The 19,765-nt window shown below is 62.7% G+C and carries 21 protein-coding genes; 4 read left to right on the forward strand and 17 right to left on the reverse strand.

The window, feature by feature from the left end:
• Positions 1–72 precede the first annotated feature (72 nt).
• Positions 73–1,692, reverse strand: coding sequence for a peptide chain release factor 3 (locus tag CO675_RS31395; RefSeq protein ID WP_097675641.1), 1,620 nt, complete (start codon positions 1,690–1,692; stop codon positions 73–75).
• A 156-nt stretch (positions 1,693–1,848) separates the two neighbouring features.
• Between CO675_RS31395 and sugE the strand changes: the two genes are divergently transcribed.
• Positions 1,849–2,163, forward strand: a complete 315-nt coding sequence (sugE, locus tag CO675_RS31400; protein ID WP_092113374.1) for a quaternary ammonium compound efflux SMR transporter SugE — start codon at positions 1,849–1,851, stop codon at positions 2,161–2,163.
• Positions 2,164–2,210: 47 nt separating this feature from the next.
• On the opposite strand, the gene CO675_RS31405 is transcribed toward sugE, so the two are convergent.
• The 7 genes from CO675_RS31405 to CO675_RS31435 all read right to left on the reverse strand — a co-directional run bounded on the left by CO675_RS31405 (position 2,211) and on the right by CO675_RS31435 (position 8,670).
• A complete protein-coding gene (locus CO675_RS31405; RefSeq protein WP_097675642.1) occupies positions 2,211–3,215 on the reverse strand; it encodes an inorganic phosphate transporter in 1,005 nt (334 codons plus the stop codon).
• Between the two features lie 14 nt (positions 3,216–3,229).
• Complete coding sequence (locus CO675_RS31410; RefSeq protein ID WP_097675643.1) at positions 3,230–3,874, reverse strand: DUF47 domain-containing protein; 645 nt, start codon at positions 3,872–3,874, stop codon at positions 3,230–3,232.
• A gap of 145 nt (positions 3,875–4,019) precedes the next feature.
• A complete protein-coding gene (locus CO675_RS31415) occupies positions 4,020–4,988 on the reverse strand; it encodes a branched-chain amino acid ABC transporter permease (protein WP_097675644.1) in 969 nt (322 codons plus the stop codon).
• Position 4,989: 1 nt separating this feature from the next.
• Positions 4,990–5,853, reverse strand: coding sequence for a branched-chain amino acid ABC transporter permease (locus CO675_RS31420; protein WP_097675645.1), 864 nt, complete (start codon positions 5,851–5,853; stop codon positions 4,990–4,992).
• Positions 5,854–5,917: 64 nt separating this feature from the next.
• The gene (locus CO675_RS31425) at positions 5,918–7,138 is read right to left on the reverse strand and encodes an ABC transporter substrate-binding protein (protein WP_097675646.1); all 1,221 of its coding nucleotides are present in this window, start codon (positions 7,136–7,138) and stop codon (positions 5,918–5,920) included.
• A 40-nt stretch (positions 7,139–7,178) separates the two neighbouring features.
• A complete protein-coding gene (locus tag CO675_RS31430; RefSeq protein ID WP_097675647.1) occupies positions 7,179–7,922 on the reverse strand; it encodes an ABC transporter ATP-binding protein in 744 nt (247 codons plus the stop codon).
• Positions 7,915–8,670 carry an ABC transporter ATP-binding protein gene (locus CO675_RS31435; protein ID WP_097675648.1) on the reverse strand — a complete coding sequence of 252 codons (756 nt, stop codon included), beginning with the start codon at positions 8,668–8,670 and terminating at the stop codon, positions 7,915–7,917. Before CO675_RS31435 ends, CO675_RS31430 begins: the two co-directional genes overlap by 8 nt.
• A 339-nt stretch (positions 8,671–9,009) precedes the next feature.
• Here CO675_RS31435 and CO675_RS31440 point away from each other — a divergent pair, with 339 nt between their 5' ends.
• Both CO675_RS31440 and CO675_RS31445 read left to right on the forward strand, forming a co-directional pair.
• Positions 9,010–9,612, forward strand: a complete 603-nt coding sequence (locus CO675_RS31440) for a PAS domain-containing protein (RefSeq protein WP_097675649.1) — start codon at positions 9,010–9,012, stop codon at positions 9,610–9,612.
• Between the two features lie 3 nt (positions 9,613–9,615).
• Positions 9,616–10,233, forward strand: a complete 618-nt coding sequence (locus CO675_RS31445) for a hypothetical protein (RefSeq protein ID WP_097675650.1) — start codon at positions 9,616–9,618, stop codon at positions 10,231–10,233.
• Positions 10,234–10,247: 14 nt separating this feature from the next.
• Here the strand turns inward: CO675_RS31445 and CO675_RS31450 are convergent, their stop codons facing one another.
• The 4 genes from CO675_RS31450 to CO675_RS31465 form a co-directional block, all read right to left on the reverse strand.
• The gene (locus CO675_RS31450) at positions 10,248–11,414 is read right to left on the reverse strand and encodes an HWE histidine kinase domain-containing protein (RefSeq protein WP_143279177.1); all 1,167 of its coding nucleotides are present in this window, start codon (positions 11,412–11,414) and stop codon (positions 10,248–10,250) included.
• A gap of 148 nt (positions 11,415–11,562) precedes the next feature.
• Positions 11,563–11,931: an ArsC family reductase gene (locus tag CO675_RS31455; protein WP_097675652.1), complete on the reverse strand. Its 369-nt coding sequence runs from the start codon at positions 11,929–11,931 to the stop codon at positions 11,563–11,565.
• A 99-nt stretch (positions 11,932–12,030) separates the two neighbouring features.
• Positions 12,031–12,540: a cytochrome P460 family protein gene (locus tag CO675_RS31460; protein WP_097675653.1), complete on the reverse strand. Its 510-nt coding sequence runs from the start codon at positions 12,538–12,540 to the stop codon at positions 12,031–12,033.
• A gap of 22 nt (positions 12,541–12,562) precedes the next feature.
• Positions 12,563–13,603: an alpha/beta fold hydrolase gene (locus tag CO675_RS31465; protein ID WP_097675654.1), complete on the reverse strand. Its 1,041-nt coding sequence runs from the start codon at positions 13,601–13,603 to the stop codon at positions 12,563–12,565.
• A 164-nt stretch (positions 13,604–13,767) separates the two neighbouring features.
• Between CO675_RS31465 and CO675_RS31470 the strand changes: the two genes are divergently transcribed.
• Positions 13,768–15,321: a winged helix-turn-helix domain-containing protein gene (locus CO675_RS31470; protein WP_097675655.1), complete on the forward strand. Its 1,554-nt coding sequence runs from the start codon at positions 13,768–13,770 to the stop codon at positions 15,319–15,321.
• 251 nt (positions 15,322–15,572) lie between these two features.
• Here the strand turns inward: CO675_RS31470 and socB are convergent, their stop codons facing one another.
• The 5 genes from socB to CO675_RS31495 form a co-directional block, all read right to left on the reverse strand.
• On the reverse strand, positions 15,573–16,289 hold the full coding sequence (socB, locus tag CO675_RS31475; RefSeq protein WP_097675656.1) for a type VI toxin-antitoxin system SocB family DNA replication inhibitor toxin: 717 nt from the start codon (positions 16,287–16,289) through the stop codon (positions 15,573–15,575).
• The gene (gene socA, locus CO675_RS31480; protein ID WP_097675657.1) at positions 16,267–16,815 is read right to left on the reverse strand and encodes a type VI toxin-antitoxin system SocA family antitoxin; all 549 of its coding nucleotides are present in this window, start codon (positions 16,813–16,815) and stop codon (positions 16,267–16,269) included. The genes socB and socA overlap by 23 nt, the downstream gene beginning before the upstream one ends.
• A gap of 31 nt (positions 16,816–16,846) precedes the next feature.
• Positions 16,847–17,935 carry a type II toxin-antitoxin system antitoxin DNA ADP-ribosyl glycohydrolase DarG gene (gene darG / locus CO675_RS31485; protein ID WP_097675658.1) on the reverse strand — a complete coding sequence of 363 codons (1,089 nt, stop codon included), beginning with the start codon at positions 17,933–17,935 and terminating at the stop codon, positions 16,847–16,849.
• Between the two features lies 1 nt (position 17,936).
• On the reverse strand, positions 17,937–18,575 hold the full coding sequence (darT, locus tag CO675_RS31490; RefSeq protein WP_097675659.1) for a type II toxin-antitoxin system toxin DNA ADP-ribosyl transferase DarT: 639 nt from the start codon (positions 18,573–18,575) through the stop codon (positions 17,937–17,939).
• Between the two features lie 299 nt (positions 18,576–18,874).
• Positions 18,875–19,516 (reverse strand): glutathione S-transferase family protein, encoded by a 642-nt coding sequence (locus CO675_RS31495; protein ID WP_097675660.1) that lies wholly within the window; start codon positions 19,514–19,516, stop codon positions 18,875–18,877.
• Between the last annotated feature and the right edge of the window lie 249 nt (positions 19,517–19,765).

Raw genomic sequence — 19,765 nt, forward strand, 5'->3', positions numbered from 1 at the left:
ATCGCGGAGGAGCCGCAGCGTACTGGGTCCCCCGGTCAAGCCGGGGGACGACACTACGGATGCGGCGCGGCGCTACGCCTTCTTCTTGACGTCCTTGACGTTGGAGAAGGTGATGCCCTCGGCGCGCTCGCGGGTGTAGCCGAGATAGAACTCGTTCTTGGCCATGAACACGGGATCGCCATCGACGTCGTCGGCAATGCCGGAATTGTTGGCGGCGACGAAGGCATCCAGCTTCTTGCGGTCGTCGGACGAGATCCAGCGCGCCAGCGAGAACTCGGAGATCTCGAACTCGACAGGCAGCGAATATTCGGCATCGAGCCGCGCCTTCAGCACGTCGAGCTGCAGCGGACCGACCACGCCGACCAGCGCCGGCGCGCCGTCGCGCGGACGAAACACCTGCACGACGCCCTCCTCCGACATCTGCTGCAAGGCCTCCTTCAGCTTCTTCGCCTTCATCGCATCGGTCAGCCGAACGCGGCGGACGATTTCCGGCGCGAAGCTCGGCACGCCGACGAAGGTCAGATCCTCGCCCTCGGTCAGGGTGTCGCCGATCCGCAAGGTGCCGTGGTTAGGAATGCCGACCACGTCGCCGGCAAACGCCTCGTCCGCCACCGAGCGGTCCTGGGCGAAGAAGAATTGCGGGCTCGACAGGCTCATGTTCTTGCCGGTGCGCACCAGCTTGGCCTTCATGCCGCGGCTGAGTTTTCCGGAGCACAGCCGCGCGAACGCGATACGGTCGCGGTGGTTCGGATCCATGTTGGCCTGGATCTTGAACACGAAGGCGCTCATGCGCGGTTCGGCCGCCTCGACCTTGCGCAGATCGGAATCCTGCGCGCGCGGCGCCGGCGCGAACTTGCCGAGACCCTCGAGCAAGTCGCCGACGCCGAAATTGCGCAGCGCGCTGCCGAAATAGACCGGCGTCAGATGGCCCTCGCGGAACGCCGCGAGCTCGAACGGCTTGCAGGCCTCCGACGCCAGCGCGAGCTCGTCCCTGACCTCGGCGACGTCGAGATTGGGATTGCGCTTGCCGAGATCGGCGATGTCGATCTGCTCCGTGGCGCCGGTCTTGGCGCCGCCGCCCTCGAGCAGCCGCACGCCGCCATTGACGACATCATAGGTGCCAAGGAAATCGCGGCCGCGGCCGACCGGCCAAGTCATCGGCGTGGTATCGAGCGCCAGCGTCTTCTCGATCTCGTCGAGCAGCTCAAAGGTGTCGCGGCTCTCGCGGTCCATCTTGTTGATGAAGGTGATGATCGGGATGTCGCGCAGGCGGCACACCTCGAACAGCTTGCGCGTGCGCGCCTCGATGCCCTTGGCGGCGTCGATCACCATGACCGCGGAATCGACCGCGGTCAGCGTGCGATAGGTATCTTCCGAAAAGTCCTCGTGGCCCGGCGTGTCCAAGAGGTTGAATACGAGGTCGTTGAACTCGAAGGTCATCACCGAGGTCACGACCGAGATGCCGCGCTCGCGCTCGATCTTCATCCAGTCCGAGCGCGTGTTGCGGCGCTCGCCCTTGGCCTTGACCTGGCCCGCGAGGTTGATGGCGCCGCCGAACAGCAGCAGCTTTTCCGTCAGCGTGGTCTTGCCGGCGTCCGGGTGCGAGATGATCGCAAAGGTGCGCCGTCGCGCCACTTCCTCTGAAAGCGGCGAGCGGGACGGCGATTCGGTTGAAACAGCGGTATCAGACATGGCGGGGCAGCGTTTGGCAGGGAAAACGGGCGCAATCAAGGGCGTTTTGTCGCAATGCGGAATGGCCGCACCACCCACATATAGGCACGGGAAGGACGACCTTCTCCTCACCATACCATCCGCGGGGACGACCCTGCCTTATCCGGAGGGTTCGTTATGGCTTGGGCCATTCTGTTCACCGCAGGCCTGCTCGAGATCGGCTGGGCGATCGGGCTGAAATATACCGAGGGGTTCTCCCGGCTGGTGCCGTCGGTGCTGACGCTCGCGGCGATGGCCGGCAGCGTGATCCTGCTCGGCATTGCGCTGAAGACGCTGCCGATTGGAACCGCCTATGCGGTCTGGACCGGGATCGGCGCCGTCGGCACCGCGGCGCTCGGCATCATCCTGCTCGGCGAGCCCGCGACGGCGATGCGGCTGGCCAGCATCGGGCTGATCGTGTCCGGGATCGTCGGGCTGAAGCTGGTCGGCTGATCACTTGTTTTGGACGCGTTTACCAGCTTCCACGTCGCTCGAAAACGCTACTTCAGGACCTGCACCGCCCAATAGGTCGCAGCTGCGACCGCGGCCGAGGCCGGGATCGTGATCACCCAGGCATAGACGATCGAGCTCGCCACGTTCCAGCGCACGGCGGACAGCCGGCGCGCGGCGCCGACGCCGACGATGGCGCCGGTGATGGTGTGGGTGGTCGATACCGGCACCCCGAGATAGGTCGCGATGAACAGCGTGGCAGCGCCGCCGGTCTCGGCGCAAAAGCCCTGCATCGGCGTCAGCTTGGTGATCCGCAGCCCCATGGTGCGTACGATCCGCCAACCGCCCATCAGGGTGCCGAGCGCCATCGCGCTCTGACAGGCCAGCACCACCCAGAACGGAATCTCGAACTTGTCGCCGAGATGGCCCTGCGAGTAGAGCAGCACGGCGATGATGCCCATGGTCTTCTGCGCGTCGTTGCCGCCATGGCCGAGCGAATACAGCGACGCCGAGGCGAATTGCAGGATGCGGAAGGCGCGATCGACCGCGAACGGCGTCGAGCGCACCGAGAGCCAGGACACGATCGCAACCAGCACCAGCGCCAGCAGGAAGCCGACCAGCGGCGACAGCACGATCGCGAGCAGGGTCTTGGTGAGCCCGCTCCACACCGCCGCTGAGATCCCCGCCTTCGCCATGCCGGCGCCGACCAGGCCGCCGATCAGCGCGTGCGAGCTCGACGAAGGAATCCCGAGCCCCCAGGTGATCACGTTCCAGACGATCGCGCCGACCAGCGCGGCGAAGATCACGGTCGCGTCCACCACCGACGGGTCGATGATCCCGGTGCCGATCGTGTTGGCGACGTGCAGGCCGAACACCGCGAAGGCGACGAAGTTGAAGAACGCCGCCCAGAACACCGCATATTGCGGCCGCAGCACGCGGGTCGAAACGATGGTCGCGATCGAGTTCGCGGCATCGTGCAGGCCGTTCAGGAAGTCGAACAGCAGCGCGACCGCAATCAGGATGGTCAGGACTGGAAGACCCAGCGTGGCGTCCACGTGATGTCCCTGCCCTAAACCTGTTCGATCACGATCGAGTTGATCTCGTTGGCGACGTCGTCGAAGCGGTCGGCCACCTTCTCGAGGTGATCGTAGATCTCCGCGCCGACGATGAAGTCCATCGCGTTGGCGTTGCGGTGCTTCAGGAACAATTCCTTGAGCCCGATATCGTGGAGATCGTCGACCCGGCCCTCGAGCTTGGTCAGCTCCTCGGTGATCTGGGTCAGCATCGAGACGTTCTGGCCGATCGCCTGCAACAGCGGCAGCGCGCGCACGACGAGATTGGCGCATTCGACGATCAGGGTGCCGATCTCGCGCATCGGCGGCTCGAACTCGCGCACCTCGAACAGCATGACGGCCTTGGCGGTCGCCTGCATCTGGTCGACCGCATCGTCCATCGCGGTGATCAGGTTCTTGATGTCGCCGCGGTCGAACGGGGTGATGAAGGTGCGGCGAACCGCGGTCAGCACCTCGCGGGTGACGCTGTCGGCGTCGTTCTCGAACTGATTGACGCGCTGGCAGAAGACCGGGGTCTCCTCGCCGCCCTTCAGCATGTCCTGCAGCGCCAGCGAGCACTGCACGGAGGTCTGGGCGTGGCGGGCGAACAGCTCAAAAAATCGCTCTTCCTTGGGCAGAAAGGCGCGAAACCAGCGCAGCATGTCTCAATTCCATCGTTCCGGGACAGCCCTTTTAGCGACTGTCACGGAACTGTCATAGAGCATCTGCCTGGGAAAATACCCGGATCGACCGCCCCAATGGGCGGTCGTCCACCGCTAAAGTCGGCCGAACATCGCGTGCCCTGCCCTACAGCGACCGCCGCAGCAGGTGGGCCAGCTCGCCAACCAGGCCGCGCCGGAACAGCAGCACGCAGGCCACGAAGATCACGCCCTGAATCACCGTCACCCATTGGCCGAAACCGGCAAGATATTGCTGCATGGCGATGATCACGAAGGCGCCGACCACCGGGCCGAAGATGGTGCCGAGACCGCCGACCAGCGTCATCAGCACGATTTCGCCGGACATCGACCAGTGCACGTCGGTGAGCGAGGCATTCTGCGCCACGAACACCTTCAGCGAGCCGGCAAAGCCCGCCAGCGTGCCCGACAGGATGTAGGCCAGCATCTTGTACTGGTCGGTCTTGTAGCCGAGCGAGATCGCGCGCGGCTCGTTCTCGCGGATCGACTTCAGCACCTCGCCGAACGGCGAGTTGATGGTGCGGTAGATCAGCAGGAAGCCGGCGAGGAAGCCGACCAGCACGACGTAGTAGAGCACCGTCGGCTTCGACAGATCAAAGATCCCGAACAAATGGCCCTGCGGAATGCCCTGGATGCCGTCTTCACCATGGGTGAACGGCGCCTGCAGATAGAGGAAGTAAAGCAGCTGCGACAGCGCCAGCGTGATCATCGAGAAATAGATGCCCTGCCGCTTGATCGAGATGAAGCCGGTGACGAGGCCGAGCAAGGCCGCCGCGGCGGTGCCGGCCACGATGCCGAGCTCCGGCGGCAGCCCCCATACCTTCAGCGCATGCGCCGAGACGTAGCCGGCGGTGCCGAGGAACATGGCGTGGCCGAACGACAGCAGGCCGCCATAGCCGATCAGCAAGTTGAATGCGCAGGCCAGCAGCGCAAAGCACAGCGCCTGCATCACGAAGAAGGGATAGATCCCCGTGAACGGCACCGCGGCAAGCAGCACCGCCATCACGGCGAACACCATCATCTCGTCGCGCATCGCGCGCGGCGTCATCGGAATTGTATCGTCGGTCAATGCTGACATATCAGGCCGCCCGTCCCGTCAGTCCCGTCGGCTTCACCAGCAACACCACCACCATCAGGACAAACACCACGGTGTTGGAGGCCTCGGGATAAAAATACTTGGTCAGTCCCTCGATCACGCCGAGCGCGAAGCCGGTGATGATCGAGCCCATGATCGAGCCCATGCCGCCGATCACGACCACCGCGAACACCACGATGATGAGATCGGCGCCCATCAGCGGGCGGACCTGGTTGATCGGCGCCGACAGCACGCCGGCGAGCGCGGCAAGGCCGACACCGAGCCCGTAGGTCAGCGTGATCATGCGCGGCACGTTGATGCCGAAGGCCCGCACCAGCGTCGGGTTCTCGGTGGCCGCGCGCAAATAGGCGCCGAGCTGCGTCTTCTCGATCAGGAACCAGGTCGCAAGGCACACCACCAGCGAGAAGACCACGACCCAGCCGCGATAGATCGGCAGGAACATGAAGCCGAGATTGACGCCGCCCTTGAGCTGATCCGGGATCGAGTAAGGCAGGCCCGAGGAACCGAAATAGTTCTGGAACACGCCCTGCACGATCAGCGCGATGCCGAACGTCAACAGCAGTCCATAGAGATGGTCGAGGCCGGCGAGCCATTGCAGCATGGTCCGCTCGAGGATCATGCCGAAGATGCCGACGATGACCGGTGCGATCAGCAGCGCCCACCAGTAGTTGATGCCGCCCAGATTGAGCAGGAAATACGCCACGAAGGCGCCCATCATGTAGAGCGCGCCGTGCGCGAAATTGATGATGTTGAGCATGCCGAAGATGACGGCGAGCCCCAGACTGAGCAGCGCGTAGAACGAGCCGTTGATCAGTCCCACCAGAAGCTGTGCGTAGAGAGCCTGCATCGAATGAGCTTTCGCTGGATAGATGAAGCCCGCCGGCCACGCCCATGGCCGGCGGGCATGATCGTTACTTCTTCAGGAGCGCACAGGTGCTCTTGTCGAGCGGCGTGAAGGCCTGGTTGCCCGGCACGGTGCCGACCAGCTTGTAGAAGTCCCACGGTCCCTTGGACTCCGAGGGCTTCTTCACTTCGAACAGATAGGCGTCGTGGGTGACGCGGCCGTTGGCCTCGACCTCGCCCTTGCCGAACAGCGGATCGTCGGTCGGGATGGTCTTCATCTTCGCGACCACCTTGGCGCCGTCATGCGGATTGCCGCCGAGCGCTTCCAGCGCCTTGAAGTAGTGCAGCAGGCCCGCATAGACGCCGGCCTGCACCATGGTCGGGGGAGCGCCGCTCTTCATCTTCTCCGAGAAGCGCTTGGAGAAGGCGCGGGTCTTGTCGTTGAGGTCCCAGTAGAACGTCTCGGTGAAGTTGAGGCCCTGCGCGGTCTCGAGCCCGATCGCCTTGACGTCGGTGAGGAACAGCAGCAGCGCCGCGAGCTTCTGGCCGCCCTTGACGATGCCGAATTCGGCAGCCTGCTTGATCGAGTTGGTGGTGTCGCCGCCGGCATTGGCAAGACCGATGATCTTGGCCTTGGAGGCCTGCGCCTGCAGCAGGAACGAGGAGAAGTCAGCGGTGTTGAGCGGGTGCTTGACGCCGCCGACCACCTTGCCGCCATTGGCGGTGATGACCGCGGTGGTGTCGCGCTCCAGCGCCGCACCGAACGCGTAGTCCGCAGTCAGGAAGAACCAGGTGTCACCGCCCGCCTTCACCAGCGCCTGGCCGGTGGCGTGCGCCAGCATGTAGGTGTCGTAGGTCCAGTGCACCGTGTTCGGCGTGCACTGCGCATTGGTGAGATCGGAAGTCGCGGCGCCCGAATTGATGTAGACGCCGTTCTTCTCCTTCACGACGTTGTTGACCGCGAGCGCGACGCCGGAGTTCGGCACGTCGACGATGGTGTCGACCTTGTCGACGTCGAACCACTGGCGGGCGATGGTGGTGCCGATGTCGGGCTTGTTCTGGTGATCGCCGGAGATCAGGTCGATGGTCCAGCCCTTGGCCTTGAGGCCGGAATCCTCGATCGCCATCTGCGCCGCCAGCGTCGAGCCGGGGCCGGCAAGGTCGGCATAGAGGCCGGACTGATCCGACAACACGCCGATCTTGACGACCTTGTCGTCGGCGGAGGCCATGCCCGCGACGCTGAGCGCCATCGCGGTGCCGAGCAGAAACGCAGAAATCGTGTTCTTCATCGGGTATTCCCTCGTCCTAAATTTTCTGGCTCGGGCGACTTCAGACGCCGAGATAGGTATGCAGCTTGTCCATGTTGGCCGACAGCTCCGAATTGGCGAAGCCGTCGATCACCTTGCCGTGCTCGACGATGTAGTAGCGGTCGGCGACGGTCGAGGCGAAGCGGAAATTCTGCTCGACCAGCAGGATGGTGAAGCCCTGCGACTTCAGGCGCGCAATGGTGTGCCCGATCTGTTGAATGATGACCGGCGCCAACCCTTCGGTCGGCTCGTCCAGCATCAGGAAGCGCGCGCCGGTGCGCAGGATGCGCGCAATCGCCAGCATCTGCTGCTCGCCGCCCGAGAGCTTGGTGCCCTGGCTGGTGAGACGCTCCTTCAGGTTCGGAAACAGCGTGAAGATCTGGTCGAGCGGCAGGCCGCCCGGACGCACCACCGGCGGCAGCAACAGATTCTCGCGCACGTCGAGGCTCGAGAAGATGCCGCGCTCCTCGGGGCAGAATGCGATGCCGAGCCGCGCGATCTTGTCCGAGGTGGCGCGGATGATCTCCTTGTTGTCGAAACGGATCGAGCCGGAGCGCTTGCCGATGACGCCCATGATCGACTTCAAGGTCGTGGTCTTGCCGGCGCCGTTACGGCCGAGCAGCGTCACCACCTCGCCGGCCCGCACGTTGAAATTGACGCCGTGAAGAATGTGCGATTCGCCGTACCAGGCCTGCAGATCGCCGACCGTCAGCACCTCGGCGCCGGCCGCAGCCACGGGCCTCTCCGCCAGTTTTGCCTCAGCCATGACCCGCTCCCAGATAGGCTTCCTTCACGCGCTCGTCCTTGGAGAGGTCGGCGTAGTTGCCCTCCGCCAGCACCTGCCCGCGCGTCAGCACGGTGATGATGTCGGAGAGATTGGCCACCACCGAGAGGTTATGTTCGACCATCAGGATGGTGTATTTGGCGGAGATCCGCTTGATCAGCGCCGCGATCTTGTCGATGTCCTCGTGGCCCATGCCGGCCATCGGTTCGTCGAGCAGCATCATCTCGGGGTCGAGTGCGAGCGTCGTTGCAATTTCAAGTGCGCGCTTGCGGCCGTACGGCATCTCGACCGCCGGCGTGTTGGCGAATTCGCTCAAGCCGACGTCGTTCAAGAGCTCATGGGCGCGCGGGTTGAAGCGGTCGAGCACGGTCTTCGAGCGCCAGAAATCGAATGACGCACCGTGCTGGCGCTGCAGCGCCACGCGCACGTTTTCGAGCGCGGTCAGATGCGGAAATACCGCCGAAATCTGGAACGAGCGGACCAGCCCGAGCCGCGCCACGTCGGCCGGCGGCATCGCGGTGATGTCCTGGCCCTTGTAGCGAATCTGCCCGCCCGTCGGCTTCAGGAATTTGGTCAGCAGATTGAAACAGGTGGTCTTGCCGGCGCCGTTCGGCCCGATCAACGCATGGATACTGCCGCGACGCACCTTCAGCGCAACGTCGCGAACGGCAAAGAAACCCGCGAATTCCTTGGTCAATCCGCTGGTTTCGAGAATGAACTCATCGGCCAAATAGATTCCCCCATACGCCATCGCCGCGAAGCCCGTCGCCCGCGTGGCCAGCTTTTTTCGTGTCCGACAGGTTGTCCGTACGTCTTGGAAACCGTCCGGGGGCCTGTCGCCTCCGGGCCGGAATATGCCGTCATCTGCGGCGGTTACGCAAGGTGGAAAGCTGTGCAGTGCAGTATTGGCGCGACCAGTTCCGGTTGATCCTTAGTCGAATGGCCTTCGAACGCACTTTGCGCCTCGGAAAGCCACTATTAAGGGTGTTTTGCTCCCGACTTTCCTTTTCATAGAATATTTCCGCCTCTCGCCGAAGCTGCTGCCATTGGAATATGAACGGCCAGAGCCTTGCATTTCGAGAGCACCAATTCCTCGGTCATCAAGTCGATCCGGCAACGTGATTTTCTCAACACGTGGCTGCGACTTTATGCCCGTGGCCAAACCATCCCGCGGATTGACGAATTCCAGCCGGAGCGGATCGAGGAAGATCTGCCGGACACCGTGTTCTTCACCGTCGACGCGGCAGTCGAGCCGCCGCAACTGACGATCGAGAGCGACGGCACGCGGATGGCCACCGCTTACGGACACAGCGGCAAGGGCCGCCTGCTCGACGACTATCTCGGACCGCGGCTCGCGGCGGTCGTGATGCCGGTCTACCATGGATGCATCGCCCGGCGGCTGCCCGCCTACACCATCACCGATATCGACGACATCTACGGTCATGTCGTGGCCTATGAACGGCTGCTGCTGCCGTTCTCGGACGGCGGCGCCGTCACGCATCTTGTCGCCTCGCTGAAGACGATCAGCGAGAGCGGCGGTTTCGAGATCCGCAATCTGATGCGCGGCAACGACACGCTGCCGAACTTCAGACTGTGCGCGATCATCGACCGCGACCTGTTCCACCGTGCCCCCGGCCGCATCCCGCCCGGGGATGTGCTTGAGTTCGGCTAGCCCATGCCATTCAGGAGCGCCGATCCATCGGTGGTCAAATCGATCACGCAGCGGGTGCTGCTGAACGCCTGGCTGCGCGCGCTGCGCATGCCGGACGCCCTCCCCTTGCTGTGCGATTTCCACACCGACGGCACCGCCGACGAGCGGGCCGACATGATGGGCTTTGACGTCGTCGGCAGCGGTGAGACCGCCCGCTTCCTGATCACGCAGGAAGGCGCGCGGCTGACGACGGCCTATGGCAATGATCACGTCGAGCCGCGGCTGCGCACCAACCGCTACCTCGATGACGCGATCGGCCCGGAGCGCTATGCCGGCGTGATCCTGTCCTATCGCGCCTGCCTGGCGCGCAAGCGTCCGACCTACACGGTTGCGGAGCTCACCGACGCCGACGGCAAGGACGTCTCCTATGAACGGCTGCTGCTGCCGTTCGGACACGGCGACACCGTCGAACACATCATCGGCTCGTACAAGGCGATCAGCATCGAGGGCGGGTTTCGGCTGCACAATCTGATGGGCGTGAAGGCGAAGGCCGTGCCCGTCGTCACGGTCCGCGCCGTGATCGACCGCAGGTTCGTGCCGGCGGAGCGTCCGGCGAGCGAGGATTCAGTCGAGCTGATCTAGGCGCGTGCAGAGCCTCAGACTGCAAGACGATCCAAAGGAACCGTAACCCTCAACCTGAGCCCGCTCGGTAGCCAATTGTGCTCAACCTTGCCGCCGAGCTGATCAGAAATGCTGCGCTCCGCAAGCACGCTCCCAAAACCCTTGGCTGATGGCGGAGCGACAATTGCGGGGCCGCCTGTTTCCTTCCAATCAAGTTGTAAGTTGCCGCCCTCAGTCACCCATGTGACACTGATCGAACCGGTCGGCTCCGATAGCGCGCCATACTTGGCCGCATTGGTCGTGGTTTCATGCAGCGCGAGAGCGAGACCGGTCACGGCCATCACACCCACGGGCACAGTGGGTCCCCCTAGGATGATGCGTTCGCGAGACGTGTCATCTTCGTACGGTCGCAAGACCGTTCGGACGACGTCTCCCACGGTCGTTCGCTCGCTGTGGGTCTCCGTACCCATAATCCCGGGACGGATGAGATCCTTGGCTTGCATGAGAGCGTTCAGGCGGCCTCGCAAGGATTGAGCCATTTCCTGCGGCGTTCGAGCCGACCGAGCGCTCAAACTTATGATGCCTTGGAAAACGGCAAACATGTTCTTTACGCGATGGTTTGCCTCCCGAGCGAGCAGCCGTTGGCGCTCTTGCGCAGCTACACGTTCGGTCGTCTCACTGACGATGCAGAGTACGCCGCCAATTTCGCCCGCCAGGTCTTGAACAGGAGAATAGGAGATGTCGAAGTAAACTGTTTCTGGGTAGCCGTGGCGCTCGATGTAGAAGGGACGATCCTTGGCGAAGACAGTTTCGCCGGTATTGAGGACGCCTCTAAGTAGCGGTTCCAGATCATCCCACAACTCGGCCCAATTCTCGCGTGCAGGCCGTCCAAGAGCCGTTGGGTGCTTCTGACCTATCGACGGTGCATAGGCGTCATTGTATAGCGCCACAAACTCCGGCCCCCAGAACAGCACGATCTGTGCTTTTGCCGGCAGCATAAGGCTGACTGCACTCTTGAGGTGTGCTGGCCAGTCCGCGATTGGCCCCAAGCTGGTGGCAGACCAGTCGAGAGACCTAATGAGTGCGGCAGCTTCGCCCCCACCTTGGGGAAAATCGCCTTCGACGTTGCGAACGGTGCCCATGGCGTTCAACAAGCAGGTTTTACCATCGGGAACAAGGCTCGCGACACCAGCTTGTGTCAAGTCCGTTGCGGGTCATTTTCGAGGGTCTCGGCGAGGACTATTGCCAGGTTGATGTTCGCTTCTGCCCGTGCGCGCCGGGGAGCCGGGTTGGAAGCGTTGCGATTGCCTCACCTTGTGATTCAAACTCCCCAGGGTTCGCCCAGAAGCGTCAGCCCTTCTTGCGCGCCTTCGCCGGCACTTCCTTGGCATAGATATCGGGCTTGAAGCCGACGACGCGCTTGCCCCCGAGATCGAGCACCGGACGCTTGATCATCGAGGGCTGCTCGGCCATCAGCGCCAGCGCCTTGCGCTCGTTCAAACCATCCTTGTCGGCGTCGGGCAGCTTCTTGAAGGTGGTGCCGGCGCGATTGAGCAGCGCTTCCCAGCCGACCTCGTCGCTCCACTGCTTGAGCTTGTCCTTGCCGATCCCGGCGGTCTTGTAATCGTGGAAGTCGTAGCCGACGCCGTGATCATCGAGCCAGGCGCGCGCCTTCTTCATGGTGTCGCAGTTCTTGATGCCGTAGATGGTGATGGTCAAAGCCGTTCCCCGCATGCGATTGCTGCGGGGAAACTAGCCCCGCAGCCATCATAGCGCCAGATCGGACCGCGACGGTCTCCACACCGATATTGCCGGCGCTCAGTGCGCGTAGTGCGTGAAGACGAAATCCTGATCGCTGGCATGGGCCTCGTGGCAGGCGAAGCAGGTCTCGTGCTGGGCGGCATCGACCGGCTTGCCGTCGATGAAGCGGCCAAAGCCCCAGCCGCCGGTCGAAGCATATTTGGTGGAGTCCTTGACCATCACCTGCACGGTGGTCGAAGGCCCCGTGACGAACGCGCCGTTGAGACCTTCAACCGGCTTGCGCTTCCAGGCGAGCTTCACCAGCACGGTGCCGTCGGGGAAGCGCGCGGCGCCGTCCTGATAGGCCTTCACGGCGGTCGCGTTGCCGAGCACACCGCGCAGTTCGTCGAGCCCGGTCTCCTCGCCGACCGCGATCAGCTTCCAGTCGCGATAGCCGTCCGGAATTTTCACGCCGAAGATCGGCGATGCCGGCGCCGCATCATCGGCATGTCCGACGGTGAACGGCAATGACGCGCTGATGCAGGCTGCCGCGATCGCGGCAGCTGCCCATTTCACAACCTGTTTCATGATTCCGTTGTCCGCCCGCGGCTTAGACCTTGCTGACGTCGATGATGGCCTGGGTGAAGGCCTGCGGCGCTTCCTGCGGCAGGTTGTGACCGATGCCGCCGGGCAGCTGGCGATGCTCGTAATGCCCGGAGAACTTCTTGGCATAGGCTGCCGGCTCCGGATGCGGCGCGCCGTTGGCATCGCCCTCCATCGTGATGGTCGGGATCGCGATCACGGGCGCCTGGGCCAGCGTCTTCTCGAACGCATCGTACTTCGCCTCGCCTTCGGCGAGACCAAGCCGCCAGCGGTAGTTGTGGATCACGATATCGACATGGTCGGGGTTCTCGAAGGCAACAGCGCTGCGGTCGTAGGTAGCGTCGTCGAACTTCCACTGCGGCGAGGCGAGCTGCCAGATCAGCTTGTTAAAATCGTGCCGGTTCTTGGCATAGCCCTCGCGGCCACGCTCGGTCGCGAAATAGAACTGGTACCACCATTGCAGCTCGGCCTTCGGCGGCAGCGGCATCTTGCCGGCGGCCTGGCTGCCGATCAGATAGCCGCTCACCGACACCATGGCCTTGCAGCGCTCGGGCCAGAGCGCCGCCATGATGTTCGCGGTGCGCGCGCCCCAATCGTAGCCGCCGAGCACGGCCTTCTCGATCTTCAACGCGTCCATCAGCGCGATGATGTCGGCGGCGACCGCGACCGGCTGGCCGCTGCGCATCGTATCGCTCGCGAGGAAGCGCGTGGTGCCGTAGCCGCGCAGATGCGGCACGATCACGCGATAGCCGGCATCCGCCAGCGCCGGCGCGACGTCGGCATAGCTGTGGATATCGTAGGGCCAGCCGTGCAGCAGGATCACCGCGAGACCCGACGCCGGGCCCATCTCGACATAACCGGTATCGAGCACGCCGGCATTGATCTGCTTGACCGGACCGATCGCGGTGTGGCCACCGGCCTTGACCGCGGGCAACGCCGCCTTGGTCTGCGCCTGGGCCGATCCGATCAAGCCGAGCCTGGATGCGGCGAGGATCCCGCCTGCGATGCCGAGGAAGCGGCGGCGTTGCTGATTGATGGATTGGGACATGGCGATCTCCTTAAGTCTGGTGTCGGGATCGACTATCGCAGAGGCCGACCCCGTCCGCTTTCAGAGGACGTGGATTTATCCTTCAGAGCGTCGTGATTTTGGCCCCACGCCGCCTGTGCTAGGTTCCGCCCCGCATTCAGCCGCCGGCCGCCGGACCCTTCGATTTGACCTACCGTTTCAACGACTTGACCCTCGATTCCGGGCGCCGGGAGCTGCGCCGCGGCGATGCCCTGGTGGCCGTCGAGCCGCAAGTCTTCGACCTGCTCGAGTTCCTGATCCGCGCCCGCGACCGCGTGGTCAGCCGCGACGAGGTGCTGGCGGCGGTCTGGCATGGGCGGATCGTCTCGGAAGCGACGCTCTCCAGCCGGGTCAATGCGGCACGGACGGCGATCGGCGACAATGGCGAGGAGCAGCGGCTGATCCGCACCCTGCCCCGCAAGGGGCTCCGCTTTGTCGGCGATGTCAGGGAGGATAGCGCGGTCGATCATCCGGTTGCGGACAAGGCCACCGCGTCGCGGCCAAGCGAGGGTCCGTCGATCGCGGTGTTGCCCTTCACCAATATGAGCGGCGATCCCGAGCAGGATTATTTCGCCGACGGGATCGCCGAGGACATCACTACGGCGCTGGCGCGTTGCAGCCGCCTCACCGTGATCGCGCGCAACTCCGCCTTCACCTACAAGGGCAAGGCGGTCGACATCCGCCAGGTCGGCCGTGACCTCGGCGTCGGCTATGTGCTCGAAGGCAGCGTCCGCCGCGGCGGCGACCGCCTGCGCATCACCGGACAGTTGATCGACGCCGTCTCCGGCGCGCATCTGTGGGCCGACCGGTTCGACGGCGCGGCGACCGACGTGTTCGCCCTGCAGGACCGCATCACCGAGAACGTGGTCGGCGCCATCGAGCCGACCTTGCTGGTCGCGGAAGCCGAACGGGTGCGGACAGCGCCGCCGGACAGGCTCGACGCCTACGACCTGCTGCTGCGCGCGTACAGCCTGAGGTACGAGTTCACGCCCGCGAGCATGGAAGCCGCGCTCGACTGCCTCGACCGGGCGCTGGCGCTCGATCCGGCTTACGCGCCGGCGCTGGCGGCGTCGGCCTATTGCCACGCGATGCGTCATGTCCAGGGTTGGCTGAAGCCGAACGACGCCTACCGGGACCGCGCGGTCACGCAGGCCTGGCGCGCGGTCGAGCTCGCGCCGGGTGACCCGCAGGTGCTGTGGATGGCGGCGTTCGCGATCTGGAACATGGCCGACGAGATCGAGCCGGCGCGCGAATTGTTCGAGCGGTCGCTGGCGATCAACCCGAACTCGGCGATGGCGCTCGTGCTCTGCGGCTGGATCGAGGCGATGCGCGGCAACCAGCAGGCCGGGCGCGCCATGATCGAGCGCGCGCAACGGCTGAACCCGCGCGACCCCCGCGGCTGGTTCGCCTCCGCGGCGCTGGCGATCTGCGCGGTGCTCGACGAGAATTTCACTGAGGCGGTGACGTGGGCCGACAAGGCGCTGGCGCAGAACCGCCGCTTCGCGGTCGCGCTACGCGTCCTGATCGTGGCGCTGGTCAAGACCGGCGAGACCGAGCGCGCGACCCAAATCGCGCGCGAACTGCTCAAGGTCGATCCGGAGTTTTCGATCTCCGGATTCCTGGCGCGGATCCCCTTCCCGGTGGAAGCGATGTCGGCGACTTATCGCGAGACGCTGAGGGCGGCCGGCGTCCCGGACTGACGCTGCTCTGCCCCTTGAGCTTGGCAGAGCGCATCGACTACATTGCGAATGCGGACCAGTTAGCGCCCGAAGAGCACCGCGCAGATATGCGCACGCGAAGAAGCAACTTTTGTCAAATCGTCGAAGCCATTTGGTTCGACGTTCGTCCGCATCTGCTAGACCTTCACCGGCAAGGAATTCGCCCCGACGATCACAGTATCGATGCCGGAGGATGGTTGCCGCTGGCGTAGGTGATTACCCAATTAGAAGAACTAGGAGAAGAGCCCCCCGCCCCCAGCGCTGCGGCGACGAGTCTCCGCCGTCCGCCCTTCGAGAATCTCCGTCCACAGCTCGTATGTTTCCCTGACCATCTGGTCAAGTTCATCGAACTTGAACAGCTCGATCTTTTCGTCAGTGAATATCACTGGCGTGCGCGGCCCGTTCTTTGAACGAGCGAACTGCACAATTGCGAGCGTTACGTCCGCGAAGTCCGGATCGGCGGCCCTAATGCGCTCGTGCATGACGGAGAAGACAAACCTCCGTCCATTGGCGGTTAGCCCCTTGGCGCGTCGAGGGTCCAAGAACGGAATGAGCGCACGCTCATTGAAGGTCAGCACAACGGGCTGCCAAAAGACGACCTTCGTGCCAATTCCCAACTGAAGAGGAAAGATGTCGAGTCGTCGTCCAACGATCTCGCGGGCTTGCACGAAGTCGAAAAGCCCCGCTGCTACCTGAAGATTTGCTTGCTCTTCCGCGTCGCTTTTCGACTTCCTGCGGATCGTACCTTCGATCTTCTCCCACGGAGTGGCTGGCATCGGCCCAATGAGGTCCGATTGAATGTTGAGCACGTCTGAGATCGTGGCCCGGACGGGAGCGTAAGAGTACGGCGGGCGCCCAAATTGCATTTGTTGCAGCGCGCGTCGCTTCTCATCCCTCGATAGCGGCGCAATGCGTGCGAGATCGGTTTCAGGTAAAGGGCGTATCTTCACTGGGCTCTCCGGCAGAAGGCTGGCTACCGACTGATACCTTGTGGTGCTTGAAGCGCTCCCGAATCACCTCGTCGGGAATACGCATCCCAAATGCCAAAGATGTTCTGCCTTTGTCTACTACAAAATGCCAAGGCGCCCCCCTCGCGTGGGATATATCCACTAGTCGCCCGGGTGTCATTCGCCCGTAGGACTGAATGATGCGCCCCACGTGCCGAATGACATAGGGGTCGGTTGGAGCTGCAATTGGCTGCCGGGTGCCCTTTACGATGTTCAGCCGCGCAGCCTTGAAGCCGATTGGCGCAGCTCCGGCACTTTTGAAAGCTTGATACACAGTGGGATGGACGGGGCCGTATTCCCAGGCTTCGAAATAGCCGGACACCAATGGCTGCCCGTGCTCGATCAGATAAATCGCATGCGCAAAGTACAATAGCTTCTGAAGCGCCAAATTCGTCAGGGGCTGACCAATTCGCTCGCTTTCATCCAGCATCAGATTCGCGATGCAGCGCGGGTCGTAGACCTCAGTCATCGAAGGCACTTCAATCGAGAGTAAGACGCGCTTACTTGGTTTGGGTCGGTACCAGCCCGGCGTCCATAAGCGACGACAGCGCAATCTCAATAGTACGATCTTCGAATAGCCTCAGCTTTCGTTCACCCGCTGTCTTCCCTCCGGGCCAACTCGCGAGCCGCTCCCGGACGGCACCGACGTTCGGCTCGACAGCTCCTTCATTGACAAGCCAATCAACTGTCGCAAGTAGCTCCATGCCCAGAGGAGATTCGAATCCGTCGATCAGTTCGGATGTCTTCTCTAGTGCCGGTCGGAATGACTTGACATCAAGCGACGTTAGGTAGGCGGAAACCTTGTCCTTCTTCGCGTCATCGAAGTGAATAACGTCGAACGGACCCGCGTCGCCTAAGCGCTTGTCGCAATGCAGGTAGCTTCCATCAAGCCCGTCAAGAAGGTGCTTGAGTTTCTCGGAGTACGGTCCGAACTTGTTCGCGGAGAACTGAAACTTCATCTGATTGTCGAGGTCTAGCTTCACGACAAAGCGTTCCAGGAAATAGCCGAGCTTCTGGATTTCAAGAAGCGTGCAGTCAAATCCTAGGATCGAATAACGCCGAACTAACTCAGCGATGAGTGCGCGAGTCGCGGTTAGCTTCTCGACACCCTTTCTCTTAGCCACGTTTTGGTACTTCGCTGTCGGCTCGTATACGAGCACGTCTACGCCCTCTAGCTCACCCAAGGCGGCTTCAATCTTCGGGCGGACATCCTTCCAAGCCAAACCGCCGTTGCCTGCACCCAAGGGGGGCAGAGCAATCGACTTGATGCCGTTCGTCTTGATGACAAGCTTTAGATCTTCCAAGCCTTGTACGATCCACTCCATCCTCGACGGAAATCGCCAATGGGCTTTCGTCGGGAAATTCACAATCCACTTCGGACCGAACATCTGTCGACGTTCCGTCACGAACATTTTGCCGACCTGAACCTCATCTGACCGGCAAGCTGCTTCGTACGCGTTGAAGTTTTCGGGGTACGCTTCCTTGAACATCAAAGCGACACCCTTGCCCATAACGCCCACCGTGTTGACGGTGTTGACGAGGGCTTGAGCGTCTGCGTCCAGGAGATTTCCTTGTGTGAAGCGGATCATTTCAGAGAAACCAATGTCTGCGGGTGACGACTTGCACCTTGTGGCCTTTCGAATCGCATAGCGCTCCGATCTCAGTCTTTACCGCATCGTTGTAGCAAGCGATGCCCAGTAGCGCGCTCAGCGGCAGCTTCTTATGAACCAAGGCTTCTGCCTGACACTTTTCGAACTTTTCCATATCGTCTTTTTTGAAGTTCTTGACCTGCAACTCCGGCCAAATGATCCAGTCGAGATCGGCTAGATCCTCTGAAAACTGCGCCAACTTCAGTTTCGCGTGCCTGTCTGTGAAAACGAACGGAATGCCCTTTTCCTTCAGCAAGTGCAGCGAGGAAATCAAAATAACGATGTCCTCGATGGGTTTCTTCGGAATGCCGCCGTACCCGGTTTTGATGTTGTAGAGCATCGGGCTAAACGGCGTGAAATAGAACGGCACGTAGTCGCCAAGGGTTCCGCCCGGCCCGCACGGCACCGGGTGCGCCCTGCGCTTCCCAATCAGTTCTTGATTGCCGATCTCAACGTACTTCGAGTTCTTGGCGTCGTTCCCGCATACACACCCACCGTCATTCAACACCCTTCCGATGTTGCCCTTATGGCAAATCCGAAAAATGAACGCCTTCTGGGGATTCAAAAGCTCCTTGGACATCGACCGACCATAAGCCGACGCCACCGGCCGAAGAAAGTCGCGCTGTCTTCGTATTCACAGCGTCATCCACCATGCCGCACACCACATCTAAGAACAAACTATGAACAAGCAGAGATTCGGTCAATAGGACTTTTGACGCGCTTCGCTTGACCGCGTTAACTGGCCGCCCTCCGTCTGAAAGCCTGCCATTCTGCCGGAGGATCGCTCGATGCGCTCGTATCGGTGGGAAGACCAAAAGCTCGGTCTATTGGTAGACGCCCATGAGGAACTTTCGCCTGGCCGCTCCGATGAAGCGAGCACTACAATCCCGGTGATCCCGCCGCCCAGGCCTTGGTGGCCTGGCAGCTTTCCATCGCTCGGGCGTAGGCCGGACGTGCCGTCGTGCGGGCGAGATAGTCCCGCTCGGTCGGACCGGGGACGTAGTTGCCGGTTCGCAGGCCGAGCAGGAGCGCGTAGCTCACCGAGATATCGGCAGCGGTGAATCGGTCGCCCGCGAGATAGGGGCAATCCGCGAGGCGGCGGATAACCAACCCCAGCCGGCTTTCGAAGGTCTCACGAGCCCAGCAGGTAACCCGGGCATCCCGCTCGGCTGCGGGCGCCAGTTGGCGACCGACAATGACGGCGTTCATCGGCCCGGCGAGCCCGGCCTCGCCCAAATGGAGAAATTGCAGATAGGACGCGAAGGCGGGATCGTCGGGGGCGACGGCGAGCGAGCCTGAGCCGTGGCGCGCGAGCAGGTACTCAAGGATCGCGATCGATTCGACCATGATCATCTCGCCGTCCTGCAGCGCGGGAATGAAGCCGGCGGGGTTGATGGCAAGGAAATCGAGATCCTTCTCGGCTGCGAGCAGATCGACCGGGCGCAGCCGATAGGCCAATCCCAGTTCCTCGAGCAGCCAAACGACGCGGAAGCCGCGACCTTCGCCATAGACGGTGAGCATGGTTGAGCGCTCCTGGATTGGGCTGGATGACCTAACTCGCAGAGCCAAGCCCGTCGCCAACGGACCAGCGACGGCGCATCATGCGCTCAAGGCTAGCCGCATATGTGCGACAAGCCTTGGAGCTGCCGCCTGCGCAATTTCGGAATATTAGAAGAATATCCCTGAGTTGCCCGACGTGTCAAGTTGCTCGGTCGACCGTGTCAGTAGCTCGTGATCTGTCGCCTGTTTGTAGCTCGTGAAGTGTCGTGT

This window comes from Bradyrhizobium sp. C9 (genome assembly GCF_002532045.1).
Lineage (GTDB): Bacteria > Pseudomonadota > Alphaproteobacteria > Rhizobiales > Xanthobacteraceae > Bradyrhizobium.

Excerpts from the sequence above, each read along its gene's own strand:
- CO675_RS31395 (WP_097675641.1), bottom strand. The coding sequence starts at position 1,692 with ATGTCTGATACCGCTGTTTCAACCGAATCGCCGTCCCGCTCGCCGCTT.
- sugE (WP_092113374.1), top strand. The coding sequence starts at position 1,849 with ATGGCTTGGGCCATTCTGTTCACCGCAGGCCTGCTCGAGATCGGCTGG.
- CO675_RS31410 (WP_097675643.1), bottom strand. The coding sequence starts at position 3,874 with ATGCTGCGCTGGTTTCGCGCCTTTCTGCCCAAGGAAGAGCGATTTTTT.
- CO675_RS31415 (WP_097675644.1), bottom strand. The coding sequence starts at position 4,988 with ATGTCAGCATTGACCGACGATACAATTCCGATGACGCCGCGCGCGATG.
- CO675_RS31420 (WP_097675645.1), bottom strand. The coding sequence starts at position 5,853 with ATGCAGGCTCTCTACGCACAGCTTCTGGTGGGACTGATCAACGGCTCG.
- CO675_RS31425 (WP_097675646.1), bottom strand. The coding sequence starts at position 7,138 with ATGAAGAACACGATTTCTGCGTTTCTGCTCGGCACCGCGATGGCGCTC.
- CO675_RS31430 (WP_097675647.1), bottom strand. The coding sequence starts at position 7,922 with ATGGCTGAGGCAAAACTGGCGGAGAGGCCCGTGGCTGCGGCCGGCGCC.
- CO675_RS31445 (WP_097675650.1), top strand. The coding sequence starts at position 9,616 with ATGCCATTCAGGAGCGCCGATCCATCGGTGGTCAAATCGATCACGCAG.
- CO675_RS31460 (WP_097675653.1), bottom strand. The coding sequence starts at position 12,540 with ATGAAACAGGTTGTGAAATGGGCAGCTGCCGCGATCGCGGCAGCCTGC.
- CO675_RS31465 (WP_097675654.1), bottom strand. The coding sequence starts at position 13,603 with ATGTCCCAATCCATCAATCAGCAACGCCGCCGCTTCCTCGGCATCGCA.
- socA (WP_097675657.1), bottom strand. The coding sequence starts at position 16,815 with ATGACTGAGGTCTACGACCCGCGCTGCATCGCGAATCTGATGCTGGAT.
- darG (WP_097675658.1), bottom strand. The coding sequence starts at position 17,935 with ATGATCCGCTTCACACAAGGAAATCTCCTGGACGCAGACGCTCAAGCC.
- darT (WP_097675659.1), bottom strand. The coding sequence starts at position 18,575 with ATGTCCAAGGAGCTTTTGAATCCCCAGAAGGCGTTCATTTTTCGGATT.
- CO675_RS31495 (WP_097675660.1), bottom strand. The coding sequence starts at position 19,516 with ATGCTCACCGTCTATGGCGAAGGTCGCGGCTTCCGCGTCGTTTGGCTG.